Genomic DNA, 21,769 nt, shown 5'->3' with positions numbered 1-21,769 from the left:
AAGGGGCTGCGCGGAATGCCGCGGGACGTTTACCGAAGATTAAGCACCACCGCGCTCTACTTGCCCCGATGCAGGAGAGCGTGACATGACAGATGACCTTGGAACCCTGACGACATTTTCCCCCGACCTGCCCGGCCGGCCCCTGGTGGGCATGACTGTTCTGGTGGTCGAAGACAGCCGCTTCGCGTCAGAGGCGATGCGGCTTTTGTGCCTGCGCTCGGGCGCGCGGATCAGGCGGGCCGATTGCCTGCGCTCGGCCCGGCGGCACCTGCAGGTCTATCGCCCGACAGCGGTGATCGTGGATCTTGGCCTGCCCGATGGCGCTGGCGACGGGCTGATCGCGGAACTGGCGCAGGCCACGCCGCGGGTCGGTGTGATCCTGGCCACCAGTGGCGATGACGGGGCGCAGGCGCGGGCCCGCGCCGCAGGGGCCGACGGGTTTCTGGCCAAACCCATCACCAGCCTTGCCGCGTTTCAACAGGCGATTCTGGCACCTCTGCCCGAGGCCGCCGGCGGGCGGGCCCTCCGCGCCCTGCCCGACGAAGAGATACATCCCGACACGTTCGCCTTTCGCGACGACATGATCCATGCCGCCGACCTGCTGACCGAAGGCGCGGATGCCCGGACACTGGACTACCTTGCCCAGTTTCTGGCCGGCGTCGCCCGTTCGGCCCGCGATGCGCCGCTGGAACAGGCGGCGGCGGGTCTGGCCGACCGGCGCGCGCAAGGCATGGCCGCCGAGGCGGCGCTGGCTCGGGTCAGCGGGCTGCTGCAGGCCCGGATCAGCACCGCCGCACCGATCTGAACGGTGGTGTCAGCCGCCGCCCGCCAACGCCGGATCGGATGCCACGCGCACCGGCTCGGTCAGATCGGCCAGCCGCGCACGCTGCCGCCCGGCGGCATCGAAATTGGCGGGCGAAAGCCAGGCCCCGAACGCCTCTTTCAGCGCGGGCCATTCACTGTCGATCGCGGCGAACCAGGCGGTATCGCGGTTGCACCCCTTGATCACGGCCGCCTGCCGAAAGACGCCTTCGTAGCTGAAACCCAGCCGCTGCGCCGCCCGCCGCGAGGGCAGGTTCAGCGCATTGCATTTCCATTCGTACCGGCGATAGCCCGTCTCGAAGGCCCATTGCATCATCAGATACATCGCTTCGGTCGCGGCGCGGGTCTGTTGCAGCGCGGGCGAAAAGGTGATCGAGCCCACCTCGATCGACCCCGCTTCCGGCGCGATGCGCATGAAACTGGCCTGCCCGGCATAGCGGCCGGTCTGAAGATCGCGGATCGCGTAGAAATATGGATCGTCCGTTGCCGCCGCCTCGGCCGCCCAGCGATGAAACGCCGCCGCCGAAGGGAACGGGCCGCCCAGCATGTAATCCCAAAGCGCGTCATGCCCGTCATAGGCCGCGAACAGATCGGCGGCGTGGCGCGCGGCGTCCAGCCGCTCCAGCCGGGCATGGCGCCCCTCCAGAACCGGCGCATCGGGGCGGCGCGGCGCCGCCCAGCCGGGCACGGGCACGCCTGGAAGACGGGTCTGGGTCATGTCGCGGCGCTCCCCCTGGTCGGCTTCCGGCGATCTAGCCGCAAAGAAACCCGCAGGGAAACCCCGAAAACCGGCGCCTAAAGAATGATCTGGCCGATCCCGCCCATATCCAGCCCCGGAAACACCGCCGTCTCCAGCACCGACCGGTCCAGCCCGAACAGCCCGCGCATCGCCGAGGCCGCATAGGCGCGCACATCGGTCGTGGGCCGCAGGTCGCGCCCCTGATACAGCTCCGCCTCCGACAGGCCGGGCCAGTCGGCCCAGACCTTGCCGCCGCGCACCGCGCCACCGGCCATGACCATCGCGCCACCGGTGCCGTGATCGGTGCCGCCGGTGCCGTTTTCCCGCGCCGTCCGTCCGAACTCCGTCATCGCCAGCACCGTGGTCTGGCTCCAGACCGGGCCCAACCCCTGTTTCAGCGCCAGAATGGTTTCGGCAAGCTGGGTCAGCGGCGGCTTCAGCGTGTTGGCCTGATTGTTATGCGTGTCCCAGCCGTTGATCGAAAACGCCGCGATGCGGGTTTCACCCAACAGGCGCGACACCGCGAAATCGGCCACTTTCAGATGGGTCTTGCCGCGCGTCGCCTCCATCATCTGCTCGCGCATCGCCTCCGCATCGCCGGGCTCGGCCATGGCCTGCATATTCGCGCCCGTCTCCAGGCTTTCGGCGATATGGATCGCCTCGCCCACCGCATCACGGAACAGCGGATCGTTCTGGGCGACCATTTCCACCAGCTTCTGCGCCTGGGGCGAAAGCGACAGCCGCGCATCGGGCGACCAGCTCGACACCGGCGCGGGGCCGCCCAGCACCAGCAACTCGTCGCGGCCGATGGCAAAGGCGGTTTCGGCGCTCACCCCCGGCACCGCCTGCAACATCCGGTTCAGCCAGCCGTCGCGCACATGCGCCGCGCCCAGATCGAAGCCGGTGCCCGCCTCGAGCAGATCCTGCCCGTCGAAATGGCTGCGCTTGTCGCGGTACGGGGTCGAAACCGCATGGGCAAAGCCCAGCTCGCCCTTCTGCCACAGCCCCGCCAACGACGACAGCGCGGGGTGCAGCGAAAAGAACCCGTCCAGATCGGCGGCGCCCGCCGCCTCTCCGAATTTCAGCTTGGGGCGGCTGGCGGCGAAATCAGGGTCACCATAGGGCTGGACCACATCCAGCCCGTCCATCGCGCCGCGCAGGATGATCACGACAAGGCGATGATCCCAGGGCGCGGCGGCCAGCGTGACCGGCGTCAACAGGGGCGAAGCCGCGGCCGAACACCCCAGCGCGAGCGAGCGCATCAGCAAGGCGCGGCGGGTAAGGGCAGACCGGTTCATCGTCACCTCCGTTGAAATTCGGGCGAGATCAGCACAAGACCAATCCCGACGGCGCGGGTTTCCGCTGCCGATGCCGCGAAGCGCAGCGTGTCGGACGCGGTACCGCCCAGCGCCGTATCGACGAAGGCGCGCGGGTCGGGCAGTTCGGGGCGCAGCAGGCCGGGCACCATCATCGCCCACTGGATGCGGCCCGCCATGCCCTGCGGCGTGATCCAGTCCGCCTCCGCCTCGGGCCAGCCGTCGGGGCCCACCGGCGCCTCCCAGCTTTGCCCCATCACCTGCATCGGCAGCGCCAGGTAAAGCCCGGTGTCCTTTGGCCCCAGCGCCTCTATCTGCTTGCCCGGCACATCCAGCGCCCGCAGCGTGGCGGCGACGAAATCGAACGGCTGCCGCGCCTTGCCCAGACGGGGATCCCAGGCGGCGGGGTGATCCAGCAGCGCGCCATAGGTCGCCATCAGGTCGCCGCCGCTGTCGTGGAAGGCCGCCGCGATGTGATCGACCAGCGCCGGCTCCGGGGTATCGGCCACGAAATGCGTGGCCAGCTTGGTTGCGATGTGCCGGGCCGTGGCCGGGTGACGGGCCAGATCGTCGAGCACCGCATGCACATCCGCCAGCGCCGGCTGGCCGCCGCCATACTCTTGGCCCAGCACGGATTCGGCCCCCGGTTCGGCGAAAAAGGGGCGAAACAGGAACCCCTTGCGCGGATCGTAAGACAGGCCGGTGAACAGCTCGGCCAACTGGCGCACGTCGGCCTGCGAATAATCCGCCCCCACCCCCAGCGTGTGCAGTTCCATCACCTCGCGCGCAAGGTTTTCGTTCAGCCCGCCGCCCTGCTTCTTGACCTTGGCCGAGGTCGGCCCGGCGGAATTCACCTGATCCAGATAGGCCAGCATCATCGGATGGGTCACCGCCGATTTCAGCAACGCGGCGAAAGAGCCTGTCAGGTGCGGGCGGATTGCCTCTTCGACATAGGTCGCGGCGGAAAAGATCAGGATGCCCTGCTTGCCCTTGACGGTGAAATGATCGGCCCAGAAACGGGTCAGCCGCTCGCGCAGCCCGTCTTCGGTGCCCGCGGCGCGGCGGAGTGTGGCGTTCAGATAAAGCTGCTGGTTTTCGCGGCCCGCCTTGCGCAGGGCACGAATCCTCTTTTGCGCCGCTTTCGCCTCTTCGCTGCCGCGTTTCTGGCGCAGCAGGCGCGACTGCTCGAAAAATTCGGTCAGCGCGGGGATCAGCGTTTCGAACCGCGGAATCGGATGGCGGGCGGCCATCGCATCGGGGCCCTGCAGCCGCCGCAACATGCCGTCCGTGCTGGCGGGGGCGGCGCGCACCGGGCTCAGCCCGGTGCCGAACCTGATTTCGGCAAGTTTTGGATCAAAGGTCAAGGCACCGCTCCTGCGCGAGATCGTGCAGGCGCAGCATAGCAGAGCCAAACCGGTCTTTCATCAACCGGTTTGGTCACATTCCGGGGATCGGCGGGAAATCACTCCTGCGGGATCACCCGCAGCGAAAGTTCGCGCAACTGCTCGTTCTGCGGCTCGGACGGCGCGCCCATCATCAGGTCTTCGGCGCGCTGGTTCATCGGGAACATGATGACCTCGCGGATATTCGCCTCATCGGCCAGCAGCATCACGATCCGGTCGATGCCCGCGGCACAGCCGCCGTGCGGCGGCGCGCCGAACCTGAACGCATTGACCATGCCGCCGAAGCGCTTGGTAACCTCTTCGGGCGGATAGCCGGCCAGTTCGAACGCCTTGAACATGATCTCGGGCTTGTGGTTGCGGATCGCGCCGGAAATCAGTTCATACCCGTTGCAGGCCAGATCGTATTGATAACCCAGCACCTTCAGCGGATCGCCCTGCAGCGCCTCCATCCCGCCCTGCGGCATGGAGAACGGGTTGTGCGAAAAGTCGATGGTGCCGGTTTCGTCGTCCTTCTCGTACATCGGGAAATCGACGATCCAGCAAAAGGCGAAGCGTTTGTTATCGGTCAGGCCCAGCGCATTGCCGATTTCAACACGCGCGCGGCCAGCCACCGCCTCGAACGCCTGCGGCTTGCCACCAAGGAAGAAGGCGGCGTCGCCCTTGCCCAGCTTCAGTTGCAGGCGGATCGCCTCTGTGCGTTCGGGGCCGATGTTCTTGGCCAGCGGGCCGGCGGCCTCGATCCCGTTCTCGCCCTCGCGCCAGAAGATATAGCCCATGCCGGGCAGACCTTCCTTCTGGGCGTAGGCGTTCATCCGGTCGCAGAACTTGCGCGAGCCGCCATTCGGCGCGGGGATGGCGCGAATCTCGGTGCCTTCCTGCTCCAGCAGCTTGGCGAAGATCGCGAAGCCCGAACCCCGGAAATGCTCGGACACGTCCTGCATCTTGATCGGGTTGCGCAGGTCGGGCTTGTCGGTGCCATACCATTTGGCGGCATCGGCATAGGAAATCTGTGGCCAGTGCTTGTCCACCGTATGGCCACCGCCGAACTCTTCGAACACGCCTTCGACCACCGGCTGGATCGTGTCGAACACATCCTGCTGGGTGACGAAGGACATCTCCATGTCGAGCTGATAGAAATCGGTCGGGCTTCGGTCGGCGCGCGGGTCTTCGTCACGGAAGCACGGCGCGATCTGGAAATACTTGTCGAAGCCAGACACCATGATCAGCTGCTTGAACTGCTGCGGCGCCTGCGGCAGGGCATAGAACTTGCCCGGATGCAGGCGCGAGGGCACCAGAAAATCGCGCGCGCCTTCGGGGCTGGACGCGGTGATGATCGGCGTCTGGAATTCGCGGAAGCCGCTGTTCCACATCCGCTGGCGGATGCTGGCCACCACGTCGCTGCGCAGCTTCATGTTGCTTTGCATCGCCTCGCGCCGCAGGTCGAGATAGCGATAGCGCAGGCGGGTTTCCTCGGGGTATTCCTGATCGCCGAACACCATCAGCGGCAGTTCGTCGGCCGCGCCCAGCACCTCGAGGTCACGAATGAAGATCTCGATCTCGCCGGTCGGGATCTTCGGGTTGATCAGACTCTCGTCGCGGGCCTTCACCTCGCCGTCGATGCGGATGCACCATTCCGAGCGCAGCTTTTCCACCCCGGCAAACACCGGGCTGTCGGGATCGGCCAGAATCTGCGTCACCCCGTAATGGTCGCGCAGGTCGATGAACAGGATGCCGCCATGGTCACGCACCCGGTTGACCCAGCCCGACAGGCGGACGCTCTGACCCACGTGGGATTTGTTCAGTTCGGCGCAGGTATGGCTGCGGAAGGCGTGCATGGTCGTCCCTCGGGGTAAATTCAGTGTCGCGCCGATACACCCGTCCTGCACGGCAAAGTCAAGGGAGGGCGGCCCGCCGCGCGCTTGTTTACAAGGGAAACCGGGCCGCCCGCCTTCGTCCGCCCGCCCCCGGCGCACAGGCTCGCGGGAACCGCCAGCCATTTTTTGCATTACAAAACTGGACAGTACATTAATTTTTCGTAAAGTTTCGAAGAGCGCAGAGGTCGAACGGGCGAAGGCCCGGCGCCAAGAAATCGCGAGACGCAAATTCAGAGGGCCATCTGGCGGCCCGATGGGGGAGCTTATGTGGAATCGATTACTGGATGAACTGCTGACCCACCTGATCCGCAAGGGCAGGCTGACGGCGCATTTTCCGGACGGAACGGTAAAAACCTATGGCGACGCGGGCGCCGAAGCGGTCGAAGTGCATCTGCACGACGCCACCCTGCCCCGCCGGATCATCATGACCCCCGACATGGCGGTGGGCGAGGCCTATATGAACGGCACGCTGACCATCGAGGGTGATGACCTCTACGGCTTTCTGGGCGTGATCCTGCGCAACCGCGGCGACGGCGGCACCCATTGGGCCATCCAGCTCAACCTGCTGCTGCGCCAGTTCATGCGCCGGTTGCAGCAATACAACCCCGTCGGCAAAGCCCAGGCCAATGTGGCGCATCACTACGACCTGTCCGGCGCGCTGTACGATCTGTTCCTCGACGAAGACAAGCAATATTCCTGCGCCTATTTCCAGACGCCCCGGGACACGCTGGAACAGGCGCAGACGCAGAAGAAGGCGCATATCGCGGGCAAGCTGCTGCTGCAGCCGGGGATGCGGGTGCTGGATATCGGCTGCGGCTGGGGCGGGATGGCGCTGACGCTGGCACGCGACTACGGCGCGCAGGTGCTGGGCGTGACGCTGAGCCAGGAACAGCACAAACTGGCGTGCGAACGCGCCCGCGCGGCCGGTCTTCAGGATCAGGTGGAGTTTCGCCTGACCGATTACCGCGATGTGAACGACCGGTTCGACCGCATCGTGTCAGTCGGCATGTTCGAACATGTCGGCGTGCCGCATTACCGCGAATATTTCCGCCATGTGCATGACAAGCTGGCAGATGACGGCGTGGCGCTGATCCACACCATCGGGCGGGCCGATCCGCCCGGCACGACCAGCCCGTGGATTCAAAAATACATCTTCCCCGGCGGCTATGTCCCGGCGATGTCGGAGGCCATGGCCGCGATCGAGAAAGAGACGCTTTTCACCACCGATGTCGAGGTGTGGCGCTTGCACTACGCCGAAACGCTGCGCCACTGGTACAACCGCTTCGTGGCCCGTATCGACGAGGCACGGGCGCTGTATGACGAACGGTTCTGCCGGATGTGGCGCTACTATCTTGTCGGCAGCGAGTTGAGCTTCCGTCTGCATCATCAGGTTGTGTTCCAGTTTCAGCTTGCCCGCAAACAGGATGCCGTGCCGCTGACCCGCGATTATCTCTACCGCGCAGAAGCCGGAAGGGCGCAGCAGGCCGCCGAGTGATGCCTAGAACGGGCGCACCACATTGCCCGAATAGAAATAGATGCCCAGCCCGAGCGTGAACAGGATCGCCCCGGCGATGGAATGCATCAGCACCGCCATGGCAAAGCTGCGCCGCGCCTCATAGGCCCAGGCGAAGACCAGCCCACCGGCGAAGGTCATCGCCGCGACGATCCAGCTCCAGTACATCAGATGCGCCAGTGAAAACAGCGCCGCGTTCAGCACGATGGCCCGCTTCGGCCCCGGCAGAAGCGCACCGTAGCGGCGGAAGAACAGCGGCCGGAACACAAGCTCCTGCGGCAGTGCCGACAGGACCGGATAAAGCAGCAGGATCATCAGCGTCAGCAGCGGCTGATGGCGCGGCAGGAACAGCAGCGCCTCTGGGCGGGTGGCCAGCATCACGGCAAGCGAAACCGCCAGCGTGAGCCCGGAAAACGCCGCGACGGCGGGCCAGTCGATCGCGCGCCGGTTCCGGCTGAGATCATGCCAGGCGAACCCCTCCGTCAGGTGCAAAAGCGCGATGCCGCAGGCGGTGACGGCAAACAGCACCGGAAACATTGCCTGCGCAGGCAGCACGATCGCCACGGCCACCGGCGCCACGATATAGAGCGCCAGAAACTCCGCCCAAAGCTGCATTCTGCTGGCATCGCGCCCGGCGGGCAGATCCGCTCGTTCCATCATTCGCCTCTTTGCCGTTTTCACAGATATCCGGTCGACGCGCCTGAATTTCCAGCCCGCACACCCGAAGCCGGCAACAAAACCCGCCCCGCGCCCAAAAATCGCCCGGATCACCGCCTATCCCGCCGGAAACCTCGTTGAAACAGGGGCAGCCGTGGGCACGCAGAGCAGACAGGTGAATATCGCGACCCTGGCCGGGGTGATGCTTCTGGCCGGCTGGGCCGTTCTGACCGTCATGGGCCACTGGAACATCTGGATGCCGGATCTGTCGGCGGTTTACATGGCCGCGCGGCTCTATGCCGAAGGGCAGGCCGAGCTGATCTATGCCGCGCCCGAAGGCTTTTTCGGCGGCTCCCCCGCCGCCTGGACCGATATGCTCATAGCGCTTGGCGTGGCGGAACAGGACGCGTTTCCCTATGTCTACCCGCCGCTCTGGGCGGTGCTGCTGGCGCCGCTGGCCGAAATGCTCGGGCCCTACGCGTTCTTCAATCTCGTAACCACGGTGCAGGTGCCACTGATCGCGCTGTCATCGGTGCTGGCCTGGCGCATCCTGCGACCCGCAGCGCTGCCGTTCTGGCAATGGTCGGTGGTGACGGTGATCTTGCTGAAGTCTTCGGTAATCGCATGGTTCGCGTTGATCCTGATGCAGCCGCAGATCACGGTGATCTTCCTGATCCTGCTGGCCTTCGAACGCTACCGCGCCGGCGCGTTCGTGCTGGCCGGGGCGGTGCTGGGGCTGGCCGCGATGCTGAAGCTTGCCCCGGCCGGGCTGGTTCTGATCTTCGTGCTCGACCGCCGCTGGCGCGCGCTGGCCGGCTTCGCCGGCGCCTGCGCCCTGATCGGGCTGGCCGGCCTTGCCGTGGCAGGCCCCGCGCTGCATCTGGAGTTCCTGCACAGCCTCGGCCGCATCGGCGCGGGCCTGTTCATCACTCCGGTCAATTTTTCGGTTCCGGCCCTGATCCATGGCGCGGGGGCGCTGACCGGGCTGCTGCCGCCGCTCGGTCCAGCCCCGCATAACATCCGCATCCCGGCGGTACCGCCTGCGGTCGGCGTGATTTCGAAACTGTTGCTGCTGGGCGGCATCGCCCTTCTGATCCGTGCCACCGCCAGGCTGCCCGATGCCACGCGCCTGCCCACGCGGCTGTTCGCCCTGTCGTTGCTGCTGAACCTGTTCGGCCCGGTTTCCTGGGCGCATTACTTCCTGCTGCAGCTTCTGCTACTGCCCGGCCTGTTCGGTCTGCTGCCCGCGCGACGGGCGATTCCGCTTGTCCTGTTGGTCGAGGTCGTTAGCAGCAAGGCAGGCGCCGACTTCATCCACGCCAGCTTTCCGGGCGACATCCCGTTCATGGCGCTGAACACCGGCATGATGCTGCTGCTCTTCGCAGGATTGCTGATCCCGACCCGCCGCGCGCCGGCGCCCTGTGCCACGGTGCCCGCCTGACACGCTTGGGGCTTGCGCGTAACTCCGGCAAGTCTATAACCCCCAAGAATTTGCCAATCCGAGGGACGGGACATGCCAAAAAGAACCGATATCAGCTCGATCATGATCATCGGCGCCGGCCCCATCATCATCGGTCAGGCCTGCGAGTTCGACTATTCCGGCGCCCAAGCCTGCAAGGCCCTGCGCGAGGAAGGCTACCGGGTGATTCTGGTAAACTCGAACCCCGCCACGATCATGACCGACCCGGACATGGCCGACGCCACCTATATCGAGCCGATCACGCCGGAGATTGTCGCCAAGATCATCGAGAAGGAACGCCCCGATGCCCTGCTGCCCACCATGGGCGGGCAGACCGGGCTGAATACCAGCCTGGCGCTGGCCGACATGGGCGTGCTGGACAAGTTCAATGTAGAACTGATCGGCGCCAAGCGCGAAGCCATCGAAATGGCCGAAGACCGCAAACTGTTCCGCGAGGCGATGGATAGGCTGGGCATCGAAAACCCCAAGGCCACCATCGCCAACACCATGGCCGAATGCATGGACGCGCTCGAGCATATCGGCCTGCCGGCCATCATCCGCCCCGCATTCACCCTTGGCGGCACTGGCGGCGGCGTTGCGTATAACCGCGACGATTACGAACATTACTGCCGCACCGGGCTCGATGCCTCGCCGGTCAGCCAGATCCTGATCGACGAGAGCCTGCTGGGCTGGAAAGAATTCGAGATGGAGGTGGTGCGCGACACCGCCGACAACGCGATCATCGTTTGCGCCATCGAAAACGTCGATCCGATGGGCGTGCATACCGGGGATTCGATCACCGTGGCCCCGGCGCTGACCCTGACCGACAAGGAATATCAGATCATGCGCACGCACAGCATCAACGTGCTGCGCGAGATCGGCGTGGAAACCGGCGGCTCCAACGTGCAATGGGCGGTGAACCCCGCAGACGGCCGCATGGTGGTCATTGAAATGAACCCCCGCGTGTCGCGGTCTTCGGCGCTCGCCTCCAAGGCCACGGGCTTTCCCATCGCCAAGATCGCCGCGAAGCTGGCCGTGGGCTATACGCTGGACGAGCTGGACAACGACATCACCAAGGTCACGCCCGCCAGCTTCGAGCCGACCATCGACTATGTCGTCACCAAGATCCCGCGCTTCGCCTTCGAAAAATTCCCCGGCTCCAAGCCCGAGCTGACCACCGCGATGAAATCCGTGGGCGAGGCGATGGCCATCGGCCGCACCATCCACGAATCGCTGCAAAAGGCGCTGGCCAGCATGGAAACCGGCCTGACCGGGTTCGACGAGATCACCATCGAGGGCGCGCCCGACAAGGCCGCCGTCGTCGCCGCCCTGTCGAGGGCCACGCCCGACCGGCTGCGCACCATCGCCCAGGCGATGCGCCACGGGCTGAACGACGATGACATCAATGCCGCCACCGCCTATGATCCCTGGTTCCTCGCCCGCATCCGCGAGATCGTCGAGACAGAGGCAGAGATCCGCAAATCCGGCCTGCCGATGACAGAGGACGGGCTGCGCAGGCTCAAGATGATGGGCTTCACCGATGCCCGCCTCGCGCATCTGACCGGCCGGGACGAGGCGCAGGTGCGCCGCGGCCGCCAGAACCTGGGCGTTACCGCCGTGTTCAAGCGCATCGATACCTGCGCCGCCGAATTCGAGGCGCAGACACCCTATATGTACTCCACCTACGAAACCCCGGTGATGGGCGATGTGGAATGCGAAGCGCGCCCCAGCGACCGCAAGAAGGTGGTCATCCTGGGCGGCGGGCCGAACCGCATCGGCCAGGGGATCGAGTTCGACTATTGCTGTTGCCACGCCTGTTTCGCGCTGACCGGGGCCGGCTATGAAACCATCATGATCAACTGCAACCCCGAAACCGTCAGCACCGATTACGACACCTCGGACCGGCTGTATTTCGAACCGCTGACATTGGAACATGTGATGGAAATCCTGCGGGTCGAGCAGGAGGCCGGCACCCTGCACGGCGTGATCGTGCAATTCGGCGGGCAGACCCCGCTGAAACTGGCCGATGCGCTGCAGGCCGAGGGCATCCCGATCCTGGGCACCACGCCCGACGCCATCGACCTTGCAGAAGACCGCGAGCGGTTTCAGGCGCTGGTGCAGAAGCTGGGGCTCAAGCAGCCCAAGAACGGCATCGCCAGCACCGACGCGCAGGCGCTGGCGATCGCCGAGGAAATCGGCTTTCCCTTGGTGATCCGCCCGTCCTATGTGCTCGGCGGCCGGGCGATGGAAATCGTCCGCGACATGGCACATCTGGAGCGCTATATCTCCGAGGCGGTCGTGGTGTCGGGCGACAGCCCCGTCCTGCTCGACAGCTACCTTTCCGGCGCGACGGAGATTGACGTCGATGCGCTGTGCGATGGCGTGCTGGTGCATGTGGCGGGCATCATGCAGCATATCGAGGAGGCCGGCGTGCATTCCGGCGATTCCGCCTGTTCGCTGCCGCCCTATTCGCTCGCCCCCGATATCATCACCGAACTGCACCGCCAGACCGAGGCGCTGGCGCTGGCGCTCGGGGTTGTCGGGCTGATGAACATCCAGTTCGCGGTCAAGAACGGCGAGATCTACCTGATCGAGGTCAACCCCCGCGCGTCGCGCACCGTGCCCTTCGTGGCCAAGGCGGTGAACTCTCCCATCGCGTCGATCGCGGCGCGGGTGATGGCGGGCGAAAAGCTGTCGGGCTTCGAACTGAAAGACCCCGACATCGACACGTTCGCCGTGAAAGAGGCCGTCCTGCCCTTCGCGCGCTTCCCCGGCGTCGATACGCTGCTGGGCCCCGAGATGCGCTCCACCGGCGAGGTGATGGGGTCGGACGCCACCTTCGAACGGGCCTTCCTGAAGGCCCAGATGGGCGCCGGCGTGGTGCTGCCCACCGAGGGCCGCGTGTTCTTTTCGATCAAGGATTCCGACAAGACACCGCAGCTTGTGGAAACCGCGCAGACGCTGGTGGATCTTGGCTTCTTCATCGTCGCCACGCGAGGCACGGCGGCGTTTCTGGAAGGACACGGCATTGCCTGCGAGGTGGTGAACAAGGTGTACGAAGGCCGACCCAATATCGTCGACATGATGAAGGACGGCGGCATCGCGCTGGTGATGAACACCACCGAGGGCGCGCAGGCGGTCGAGGATTCGCGCGGCATCCGCTCGGTCGCGCTTTATGACAAGATCCCCTACTACACCACCGCCGCAGCCAGCCACGCCGCCGCGATGGCGATGAAATCGCGCGGCGAAGGCGCGCTGGAGGTGCGGGCGCTGCAGGGATAAGGCGCCCCGCCGCCCAAGCGACCCTTGACTTGGCGCCGCCAAAGCCTCATGTGTGCGTCAACCCGTCGCCCCGCTGCCGCGTGAGCAGCCAGACCTGGCGCCGGATCATGGGGCATTCGCCCCGCACAACAGGTTCCCATTTCACGCAGGGTCCCGGCGGTCTGGCAGCTTTCAGGACAATACGGTCCTTTGGCGTCGCCCCGTCCGCAACCCATGCTATCGCGCGGTCCGTCGGGCTGCGTGTTTCGATGACGGGCGGCTTCGGCTGCCCCCTGAAAGGTTCTGAATTGACCGATTTTTCCATGCTCGGCCTCGCGCCGCGCCTTCTGAAAGCCCTTGAAGAGCAAGGCTTTACCGACCCCACCCCGATCCAGTCTCAGGCGATCCCGCATATCCTGCAGGGCCGTGACATGATGGGCCTCGCCCAGACCGGCACCGGCAAGACGGCGGCCTTCGGCCTGCCGCTGATCCACCAGTTGATGGAGATCGGCACCGCCCCTGCGCCCAAGACCGTGCGCGCCCTGATCCTGGCCCCCACGCGCGAGCTGGTGAACCAGATCAACGACAACCTGTTCGTCTACGTGAAGGGCAGCCACCTGAAAATCACCAAGGTCGTCGGCGGCGCCTCGATCTTCAACCAGACCAAGCAGCTGTCGCGCGGCACCGACATCCTTGTCGCCACGCCGGGCCGCCTGCTCGACCTGATCGAACGTCGCGCCCTGTCGCTTGGCCAGACCCAGTTTCTGGTGCTGGACGAAGCCGACCAGATGCTGGACCTGGGCTTTATCCACGCGCTGCGCAAGATCGCCGCGATGCTGGCCACGCCGCGCCAGACCCTGCTGTTTTCGGCGACGATGAACAAGCAGATGAACGAGCTTGCCCAAACCTACCTGGACAGCCCCGTCCGGGTGCAGGTCAGCGCGCCGGGCAAGGCCGCCGACAAGGTCACGCAATGCGTGCATTTTGTCGATCAGGGCGCCAAGCCGGGCAAGCTGAAAACGCTGCTCGCCGCCCATCCGGGCGAGTTGGCGCTGGTCTTCGGGCGCACCAAGCACGGCTGCGAACGGCTGATGAAACAGCTTGACGCCGCAGGGTTTTCCGCCGGTTCCATCCATGGCAACAAGAGCCAGGGCCAGCGCGAACGCACGCTGCAGGCTTTCCGCGATGGCCGCATCAAGGTACTGGTCGCAACCGATGTCGCGGCCCGTGGCATCGACATTCCGGGCGTTGCGCATGTCTACAACTATGACCTGCCGAACGTTGCCGAAAACTATGTGCACCGCATCGGCCGCACCGCCCGCGCCGGCGCCGACGGGGCCGCGGTGGCCTTTTGCTCTCCTGACGAGATCGGCGAGCTGCGCAGCATCGAAAAGGTGATGGGCATTTCCATCCCCGTCGCCTCGGGCCAGCCGCCGGTGGAAGAACGCAAGCCCGCCCGCAAGGGCCCCGCGGGCAAGCCCCGCAGCCGCCGCCCGCAGCGTGGCCGTGGCGGCAAAAGCCAGCGCATGGCCGCCTGAGACGGGTGACTCAGATCGGGAAGGGGCGGCCGCTCAGGTCGCCTCTTCCTCCAGATGCAGCTTCATCTGCAACAACACCTGCTGAAGCGCCGTCGTTTCGCGCAGCAGCCGCTTGGCCTCGTTGAAGGTGATGATGCCATCCTCGATGGATTGGCTGTATTCCGCCATCAGCATCGCAAACCGCTGCGACAGGGCGACGACATCGGCATTCACCCCGCCGCCTTCCGAGTTCCGCTTTTCCATCGAATAGGACAGCGTGATCCCCTGCAGCTCTGCCAGTGCGGTGGTCACATGCGGAAACCGGGCGGCGGATTCCAGCGCCGCGACCGCATCGACCGGCATGAACCGGTCGGCGTGTTCCTCCGCATCTGAATAATAGCGCCCCAATGTCGCCTTCGAGCGGCCGGTCAGGCTGCAGGCGGCTTCGATCCCCACATCCTTGACCAGCGCTTCGCTGTGTTTTTTCAGGTAACTGCCAATTCCAGCCTTCGTCATCCACCTGACCTTAATCATTTAATTCCGGGCGGGGAACCCTCGCCGTCTTTTCCCATTAATCTGCTCTTACGGGTTTGTAATACTTAAAACCATCCCGAACGTAGGGAAAAGGTGCGAGTAACCTGCGTCCCCAGCGCTGGTATTTTGTGGGGGGCCCGCTGCGGTTCGTCTTACGGGAGCGACAACTCCGGGCGACCGGAGGCAACGCAGCGGCCCCATCACGCACCATAAACTTGCTCAGGTCCGGCCCCGTCGTCATCCCCAGAACAGACTTGCGCCGGACCTGTTTTCCAACCCCGTTTGCGCCGCTGTTTTCCAGCCCTGCCCCCCTTGATCGCCCGCCCCCGGAGCGGGATAAGCAGTTTATGGCAAAGCTCTATTTCAACTATTCGACGATGAACGCGGGAAAATCGACGATCCTGCTGCAGGCGTCGCACAACTACCGCGAGCGCGGCATGGAAACCTTCCTGCTGACCGCCCGGCTGGACACCCGCGCCGGGAACGGCCGCATCGCATCCCGCATCGGCATCGGCGAAAACGCCGAAACCTTCGATGCCTCAGATGATCTGTTCGCGGTGATTGAGGCGCGGCTGAGCCACGGGCCATGCGCCTGTATTTTCATCGACGAAGCACAATTTTTGACCAAGCAGCAGGTGTGGCAGCTTGCCCGCGCGGTCGATGACCTTAAGATTCCGGTGATGTGCTATGGGTTGCGGGTGGATTTCCGCGGGGAGCTTTTCCCGGGCTCGGCCGCCCTTCTGGCGCTGGCCGACGAGATGCGCGAGGTACGCACCATCTGCCATTGCGGCAAGAAAGCATCGATGGTGGTGCGCAGGGGGCCTGACGGCACGGCGCTGCGCGAAGGGGCGCAAGTGCAGGTCGGCGGAAACGAAACCTATGTTTCGCTCTGCCGCAGGCACTGGCGCAAGGAAATGGGCGACACCCAGACCAGATAGGGTGTCGCCCGACGCTCGTTACGTGTGGTCGCGGTAAAAATCATCCACGGCACGTTCGGCGTCATCCCTTGTCTGCCCGTACTTCTCCTGCACAAGGCCGATCAGCTTTTCGCGCTTGCCTTCGGCCTGATCCAGCTCGTCGTTGGTGAGCTCGCCCCATTTTTCCTGAGCGGCGCCCTTGAGCTGTTTCCAGTTGCCTTCAACGATATCCCAGTTCATTTCGAAGCTCCTTTCCTTAAGCGTTCGGAAATGAAACGCGCCCGGGCGCCGCGGGTTCCGGGGTTCAGACGACGTTCGGCGGGGTTTCGCCGGCGAGGAATGCGCGGATGTTTTCCACCGCCATCATCCCCATCGCCGCCCGCACCTCGAGCGCGGCAGTGCCCAGATGCGGCAGCAGGGTGACATTGTCCAGCGCGCGCAGCGCCTCGGGCACCTCCGGCTCGAACTCATAGACATCCAGCCCCGCCCCGGCGATCTGCCCGGTTTGCAGCGCCGAAATCAGCGCCGTCTCGTCCACCACATCGCCGCGCGCGATATTCACGAAATGCGCCGTGGGCTTCATCGCCTCGAACACCTCCGCCCCGATCAGATGGCGGGTCGACGCGCCGCCGGGCACCGCCGTCACCAGCACATCGGCGGCCCGCGCCACCTTTGCGATGCTCTCCACCGGGGTGGCGGGGACGCCAGGATCATCAACCGGCGAGCGGTTGAAGAACACCACGTCCATGCCAAAGCCATGGTGGCAACGCCGTGCGATCGCCTTGCCGATCCGCCCCATGCCGACAATCCCCAGCGTCTTGCCGCTGACATGCTGGCCCAGCATCTGCGTCGGGTGCCAGCCCTGCCATGCGCCCGAGCGCACCAGCCGCTCGCCCTCGGCCGCGCGGCGGCAGCTCATCAGGATCAGCGTCAGCGCGATATCGGCGGTGGCATCCGTGACCGCCCCCGGCGTGTTGGTCACGGTCACCCCGGCCGCGCGCGCCGCCGCCACGTCGATATGGTTGTAGCCCACCCCGAAATTGGCCAGAAGCCGGGCGCGCGGGTGCGGCACCTCGTCGAAAATCTCTGCGTCATACGCATCGCCCAAGGTGGGCAACACCGCATCGAACACCGTCAGCGACGCGCGCATTTCCGCCGGTTTCATCGGCGCGGTGCTGGCCCGCACCTCGACCTCGGCAAAGTCGCGCACCGCGTCGCAGACGGCTTCGGGCAACGGCCGCGTGATCAGGATCCGCGCCATCAGAACAGCCGCCCGCCGAGCGGCACGTCCTTGTCGGGGGTCAGCAGTACCACCTCGCCCGCCGCGTCGGGCACGCCCAGCACCAGCACCTCCGACATGAACTTGCCGATCTGGCGCGGCGGAAAGTTGACCACCGCCATCACCCGCTTGCCCGGCAGATCTTCGGGCGTGTAATGCGCGGTGATCTGGGCAGAGCTTTTCCGCTCGCCGATCCCCGGCCCGAAATCGACCCACAGCTTGATCGCGGGCTTGCGCGCCTCGGGGAAGGGCTCGGCGCGGGTGATCTGCCCCACACGGATATCCACCTTCAGGAAATCGTCAAAGCTGATCACGCTCATTTTCCCAGCTCCCGGCTGCGGTCGGCGGCGGCCTTTACCGCGCGCCGCATCAATGCGGGAAAGCCCGTGTCAGGGTCCATCAGAACCGCCAGCGCGGCCGCCGTGGTGCCCCCCGGAGAGGTGACGTTGACACGCAGTTGCGCGGGGTCTTCGTCCGCCTGTTCCGCCAGATGCCCGGCTCCGGCCACGGTGGCCCTGGCCAGCGTCATCGCCAGATCGGCGGGCAACCCTTCGGCCTGCCCCGCCGCCGCCAGCGTTTCGATCAGATGGAACACATAAGCCGGCCCCGACCCCGATACCGCCGTCACCGCATCCATCTGCGCCTCATGCTCCAGCCGCACCGTCTGACCCACCGCCGAAAGCAGCGCCTCGGCCAGTTGCATCTGGGCCTCGCCCGCCACGGCATTGCCGATCAGCGCGGTGATGCCGCGCGACACGGCGGCAGGCGTATTCGGCATGGCGCGGATGATCGGGGTGTCAGCGCCCAGAACCCTCTCGTAGAACGACAGCGGCGTTCCGGCCGCGACCGAAAGAAACAGCGTGGCGCCATTGCCCAGCGGCGCCAGCACCGGCAGCGCCTGTTCCATCATCTGGGGTTTCACGGCGACAAGAACGATGGCGGGGCTTTCCGGCAGCGCCGCGTTCAGATGAAGCCCCTGCCCCGCAAGCCCGCGCAGCCAGTCCGACGGGTGCGGGTCCATCACCCAGACAGCATTGGTGGGCAGCCCCTGCCCGAGCCAGCCCGCCAGCATCGCCGACCCCATCTTGCCGCAGCCGAGAAGCACAAGCCCCCGGCTGCTGACGTCACTGATATTCATAAGTTTCTCCCGGTCGTGATCCGGGTGCAGGTTAGGCCCGGCCGTACGCCTCGGCAATGGCCACCTGCATCGCCTGTTCCGGCGTCTGATCCGCCCAGGACACGAGCTGGAACGCCGGATAGAACCGCTCCGACGCGCCCACGGCCGCGCCGATCAGCCGGTCGATCTGTTCGGCGGTGGCGATCTGGCCACCGGCCAGAACCAGGCCATAGCGGTAGACCATCAGCCGCTGCTCGTTCCAATAGGTGAAGGCACCGGCCCAGCACATGTCATTCGTGCGGTTCAGCGTCTCGTAGATCTGCGGCAGCTTGTCTTCGGGCGGCTCCATCTCGAATGTGCAGATCAGGCGCAGGGTTTCGTCGACGCAAGACCAGGCGAGGGTGATGGAATAGGTCCGCCACTGCCCCTCGACCGCCATGGCGATCTGATCGTCGGTAACACGATCGAAATCCCACTCATGATGCTCGGCGATATGCTCGACGATATCGATGGGGTGCAGTTCCTCGGTGTGAAGGAAATCTTCGGAAAGTGACATGCCCGGCCTCATTGGTTGTAGCTTAGCGTGGATGGCAGTCCCACTAAGCCTAGGTGCCTGCTCTAGGTCGGGCGTTCATTCGCCGGTGACCTTACTAGATATGGTGTGCCGAAAGGTCGAGCCTGTAAAGAACAAAATTTGCGAATCTTCCATGACAGGGTGCCTGCTGTAGCTCGCCACTAAAGTTTGCAGTATTTGACAGAGATGTTTGCAGCGGCGGGTTTTCCCGAAAATTCCCGCGCGGCACGGCGCCTTTCGGATCAGGCCCGGTGCCAGTTCACGCCGTGTCCGCCCCGCCGGTGGGCAGGGTCAGCGAGACGCTCTTGACCTGTGCGAAAACCGGCTGGCCGGGGGCCAGTTGCAGATGGTCCCAGGACCGGCGCGTGATCCGCGCCATGATCCGCGCCCCCGCCCCGTCTTCCCCCAGGCCAATCACGACCAGCATCATGAATTCCTCCTGCGGCTCGGCCCCCATGATGCGGCCCGGCAGCACGTTCAGGATGGTGCTGCCCGGCACCGGCTGCCGTGACAGGCTGACATCGGCGGCAGCGATCCGGATGCGATGCTCGGCCCCCGCCGGCTGTAGATCATTGGCCAGGATAATCTCTCCGCCCGCCACGGCCAGCGTGGTCAGCCCATAGGCCGGATCATAGCCGATGGTTCGGGCCGGCAGCGCAACGCCCGCCTGCGGAAGCCGCGCGATCGCGAGCGTGGGATCGGCCTGCAGCACCTCCAACGGACCAGCGGCCGAAACCCGGCCCGCGCGCAGAAGGATCAGGTGATCGGCCAGCCGCTCGACCTCGGTGATATCATGGCTGACATAGAGGATCGGAAGCGGGAGCCTGTCGCGGATTCGCGCCAGATAGGGCAGGATTTCATTCTTGCTGAACTGGTCAAGCGCGGCCAGCGGCTCGTCCATCAACAGCACGCCGGGGTTCGACAACAGCGCCCGCCCCATCGCAACGCGCTGCCGCTCGCCGCCCGACAGGGTCGCCGGCGCGCGCTCCATCATGGGGGCCAGGCCCAACAGATCGATGACGTCGTCGAAACGGATCGGCTGATCCGCACCGCCCTTCGCGGCACGGCGCTGCCCGTACTGAAGATTGCGGCGCACCGACAGATGCGAAAACAGGCTCGCTTCCTGAAAGACATAGCCGACGGGGCGTTTGTGTGGCGGCAAGAACCGCCGGCCATCCTGCCAGACCGCGCCGCCGAGAGCGAAATACCCCTCCTCCAGCCGCTGCAAGCCGGCGATGCAGCGCAACAGCGTGGTCTTGCCACAACCCGACGGACCAAACAGCGCGGTCACGCCACGGGCGGGCGCCCGGAATTCCAGGTCCACCGGAAAATTCCCGCGCCGCCCGCGAAAACGGGCGGATATCTGGCCCGGCGCATTCATCCGCGTGCCCGCCCGATACGCTTTTCCAGCAGCGTCATGCCCAGAATGACGACGAAGGAAAACACCAGCATTCCGCCCGCCAGCAGATGCGCGCGCGGCCATTGCAGGGTCTCGACATAGTCGTAGATCGCGACCGACAGCACCCTGGTTTCACCCGGAATATTGCCGCCGATCATCAGCACGACACCGAATTCCCCCACCGTATGGGCAAATCCAAGCACCGCGCCGGTCAGAAACCCCGGCCGGGCCAGCGGCAGCGCCACGGTCAGAAACCGGTCGAGCGGGGCAGCGCGCAACGTCGCCGCAACCTCCAGCGGGCGGTCGCCCACCGCCTCGAACGCGTTGCGCAGCGGCTGCACCACGAAGGGCATCGAATAAAGCACCGAACCGATCACCAGCCCTTCGAAGGTGAAGGCCAGCGAGCGCCCGCCCCAAAGGCCCGCCAGCCACCCGCCGGGGCCGCTGGGGCCAAGCCCGATCAGCAGGTAGAACCCGAGCACCGTTGGCGGCAGTACCAGCGGCAGTGCCACCAGCGTTGCCACCGCCTCTTTCCAGCGGGCCTGCGCGCGCGCCAGCCACCAGGCCAGCGGCGTGCCGAGCACAAGCAAAATGACGGTGGACAGGGTGGCCAGCCGAAGCGTCAGGAAAACCGGCCCCCAGATCTCAGCCGGCATCGGTGCCATAGCCGTAGCGCGCGATGATTGCCGCCGCCTCGGGCCCCTTCAGGAACCCGACGAAGGCCTGCGCCGCCGGGTTCCCCGCGCCGTTGCTCAGCAATACCGCATCCTGACGGATCGGCGCATAGAGATCATCCGGCACGATCCACGCCGATCCCTCTGTCCGCCCGGCAAGCTGTGACAGGGCGACAAAGCCCAGCTCGGCATTGCCCGTGGCCACGAACTGATAGGTCTGCGCGATGCTGTTGCCGCGCACGAATTTCGGCTCCAGCCGATCATGGACGCCAAGGTTGCGCATGACATCGACCGCCGCGGCGCCATAGGGCGCGGTTTCGGGGTTGGCCAGCGCGATCCGGGTGAAACCATCCGAGGACAGGACCGTTTCATCCGTCACGAGGCCGGGATCCGCGCTCCACAGCACCAGCTTGCCGATCGCATAGGTGAAATTCGTTCCGGCCACGGCCAGCCCCTCTTCCACGGCGCGGGCCGGGCGGGCGCTGTCGGCGGCCAGAAACACGTCGAACGGCGCGTTCTGGGTGATCTGGGTGAACAATTGCCCGGTCGGGCCGAAGCTCAGAAGCGCGCGGTGCCCGGTCGCGGCCTCAAAGGCGGTCGCGATTTCGGTCGCCGCTTCGGTGAAGTTCGCTGCGACGGCAACGTTGATCTCTTCGGCCCGAACGGAGCCGCCCGCGAGGGCCATAAAGACTGCCAGCAGAAGGTTTTTCACTG

General features: G+C 65.5%; 20 protein-coding genes. 6 read left to right on the top strand and 14 right to left on the bottom strand.

The features are described from left to right. Positions 1–85 precede the first annotated feature (85 nt). Positions 86–805 (top strand): response regulator, encoded by a 720-nt coding sequence (locus TQ29_RS03400; RefSeq protein ID WP_054538019.1) that lies wholly within the window; start codon positions 86–88, stop codon positions 803–805. 9 nt (positions 806–814) lie between these two features. Here TQ29_RS03400 and TQ29_RS03395 read toward each other — a convergent pair whose 3' ends face one another. The 4 genes from TQ29_RS03395 to aspS form a co-directional block, all read right to left on the bottom strand. Beyond that, entirely contained in the window at positions 815–1,540 is a 726-nt protein-coding gene (locus tag TQ29_RS03395) for a GNAT family N-acetyltransferase (RefSeq protein ID WP_054538018.1), read from the bottom strand. A gap of 77 nt (positions 1,541–1,617) precedes the next feature. After that, on the bottom strand, positions 1,618–2,859 hold the full coding sequence (locus tag TQ29_RS03390; protein ID WP_054538017.1) for a DUF1501 domain-containing protein: 1,242 nt from the start codon (positions 2,857–2,859) through the stop codon (positions 1,618–1,620). Between the two features lie 2 nt (positions 2,860–2,861). Further along, positions 2,862–4,241: a DUF1800 family protein gene (locus tag TQ29_RS03385; protein WP_054538016.1), complete on the bottom strand. Its 1,380-nt coding sequence runs from the start codon at positions 4,239–4,241 to the stop codon at positions 2,862–2,864. Between the two features lie 98 nt (positions 4,242–4,339). Further along, on the bottom strand, positions 4,340–6,115 hold the full coding sequence (aspS, locus tag TQ29_RS03380; protein WP_054538015.1) for an aspartate--tRNA ligase: 1,776 nt from the start codon (positions 6,113–6,115) through the stop codon (positions 4,340–4,342). 304 nt (positions 6,116–6,419) lie between these two features. On the opposite strand from aspS, the gene TQ29_RS03375 reads away from it, so the two are divergent. Beyond that, on the top strand, positions 6,420–7,649 hold the full coding sequence (locus tag TQ29_RS03375; protein ID WP_054538014.1) for a cyclopropane-fatty-acyl-phospholipid synthase family protein: 1,230 nt from the start codon (positions 6,420–6,422) through the stop codon (positions 7,647–7,649). A gap of 3 nt (positions 7,650–7,652) precedes the next feature. Here TQ29_RS03375 and TQ29_RS03370 read toward each other — a convergent pair whose 3' ends face one another. Then, the gene (locus TQ29_RS03370; protein ID WP_157445504.1) at positions 7,653–8,324 is read right to left on the bottom strand and encodes a CPBP family intramembrane glutamic endopeptidase; all 672 of its coding nucleotides are present in this window, start codon (positions 8,322–8,324) and stop codon (positions 7,653–7,655) included. Between the two features lie 175 nt (positions 8,325–8,499). Between TQ29_RS03370 and TQ29_RS03365 the strand changes: the two genes are divergently transcribed. The 3 genes from TQ29_RS03365 (at position 8,500) to TQ29_RS03355 (ending at position 14,582) form a co-directional block, all read left to right on the top strand. Continuing rightward, positions 8,500–9,765 carry a glycosyltransferase family 87 protein gene (locus tag TQ29_RS03365; protein ID WP_157445503.1) on the top strand — a complete coding sequence of 422 codons (1,266 nt, stop codon included), beginning with the start codon at positions 8,500–8,502 and terminating at the stop codon, positions 9,763–9,765. Positions 9,766–9,837: 72 nt separating this feature from the next. After that, positions 9,838–13,065, top strand: coding sequence for a carbamoyl-phosphate synthase large subunit (gene carB, locus TQ29_RS03360; RefSeq protein WP_054538011.1), 3,228 nt, complete (start codon positions 9,838–9,840; stop codon positions 13,063–13,065). A gap of 287 nt (positions 13,066–13,352) precedes the next feature. Continuing rightward, positions 13,353–14,582 (top strand): DEAD/DEAH box helicase, encoded by a 1,230-nt coding sequence (locus tag TQ29_RS03355; RefSeq protein WP_054538010.1) that lies wholly within the window; start codon positions 13,353–13,355, stop codon positions 14,580–14,582. Between the two features lie 33 nt (positions 14,583–14,615). On the opposite strand, the gene TQ29_RS03350 is transcribed toward TQ29_RS03355, so the two are convergent. Then, positions 14,616–15,077 carry a hypothetical protein gene (locus TQ29_RS03350; RefSeq protein WP_037205204.1) on the bottom strand — a complete coding sequence of 154 codons (462 nt, stop codon included), beginning with the start codon at positions 15,075–15,077 and terminating at the stop codon, positions 14,616–14,618. A 365-nt stretch (positions 15,078–15,442) separates the two neighbouring features. On the opposite strand from TQ29_RS03350, the gene TQ29_RS03345 reads away from it, so the two are divergent. Next, complete coding sequence (locus TQ29_RS03345; protein WP_054538009.1) at positions 15,443–16,033, top strand: thymidine kinase; 591 nt, start codon at positions 15,443–15,445, stop codon at positions 16,031–16,033. A gap of 18 nt (positions 16,034–16,051) precedes the next feature. Here the strand turns inward: TQ29_RS03345 and TQ29_RS03340 are convergent, their stop codons facing one another. From TQ29_RS03340 to modA, 8 genes are all read right to left on the bottom strand, one after another. Next, positions 16,052–16,252 (bottom strand): CsbD family protein, encoded by a 201-nt coding sequence (locus TQ29_RS03340; protein WP_054538008.1) that lies wholly within the window; start codon positions 16,250–16,252, stop codon positions 16,052–16,054. Positions 16,253–16,316: 64 nt separating this feature from the next. Further along, entirely contained in the window at positions 16,317–17,273 is a 957-nt protein-coding gene (locus tag TQ29_RS03335) for a D-glycerate dehydrogenase (RefSeq protein ID WP_054538007.1), read from the bottom strand. Continuing rightward, positions 17,273–17,611, bottom strand: coding sequence for a tRNA-binding protein (locus TQ29_RS03330; protein ID WP_054538006.1), 339 nt, complete (start codon positions 17,609–17,611; stop codon positions 17,273–17,275). The genes TQ29_RS03335 and TQ29_RS03330 overlap by 1 nt, the downstream gene beginning before the upstream one ends. Next, complete coding sequence (proC, locus tag TQ29_RS03325) at positions 17,608–18,429, bottom strand: pyrroline-5-carboxylate reductase (protein ID WP_054538005.1); 822 nt, start codon at positions 18,427–18,429, stop codon at positions 17,608–17,610. Before proC ends, TQ29_RS03330 begins: the two co-directional genes overlap by 4 nt. A gap of 31 nt (positions 18,430–18,460) precedes the next feature. Continuing rightward, on the bottom strand, positions 18,461–18,964 hold the full coding sequence (locus TQ29_RS03320) for a YbjN domain-containing protein (protein WP_037205097.1): 504 nt from the start codon (positions 18,962–18,964) through the stop codon (positions 18,461–18,463). A gap of 277 nt (positions 18,965–19,241) precedes the next feature. Then, entirely contained in the window at positions 19,242–20,363 is a 1,122-nt protein-coding gene (gene modC / locus TQ29_RS03315; RefSeq protein WP_054538004.1) for a molybdenum ABC transporter ATP-binding protein, read from the bottom strand. Next, positions 20,360–21,037, bottom strand: a complete 678-nt coding sequence (modB, locus tag TQ29_RS03310) for a molybdate ABC transporter permease subunit (RefSeq protein ID WP_207642691.1) — start codon at positions 21,035–21,037, stop codon at positions 20,360–20,362. The genes modC and modB overlap by 4 nt, the downstream gene beginning before the upstream one ends. Further along, positions 21,027–21,767 carry a molybdate ABC transporter substrate-binding protein gene (gene modA, locus TQ29_RS03305; RefSeq protein WP_255353377.1) on the bottom strand — a complete coding sequence of 247 codons (741 nt, stop codon included), beginning with the start codon at positions 21,765–21,767 and terminating at the stop codon, positions 21,027–21,029. Before modA ends, modB begins: the two co-directional genes overlap by 11 nt. Positions 21,768–21,769 lie beyond the last annotated feature (2 nt).

The organism is Actibacterium sp. EMB200-NS6 (assembly GCF_001305615.1).
Taxonomy (GTDB): Bacteria; Pseudomonadota; Alphaproteobacteria; order Rhodobacterales; family Rhodobacteraceae; genus Actibacterium_A; species Actibacterium_A naphthalenivorans.
Note: the sequence above shows the minus strand (reverse complement) of the source record. Positions and strands in the feature narration are given on the sequence as shown.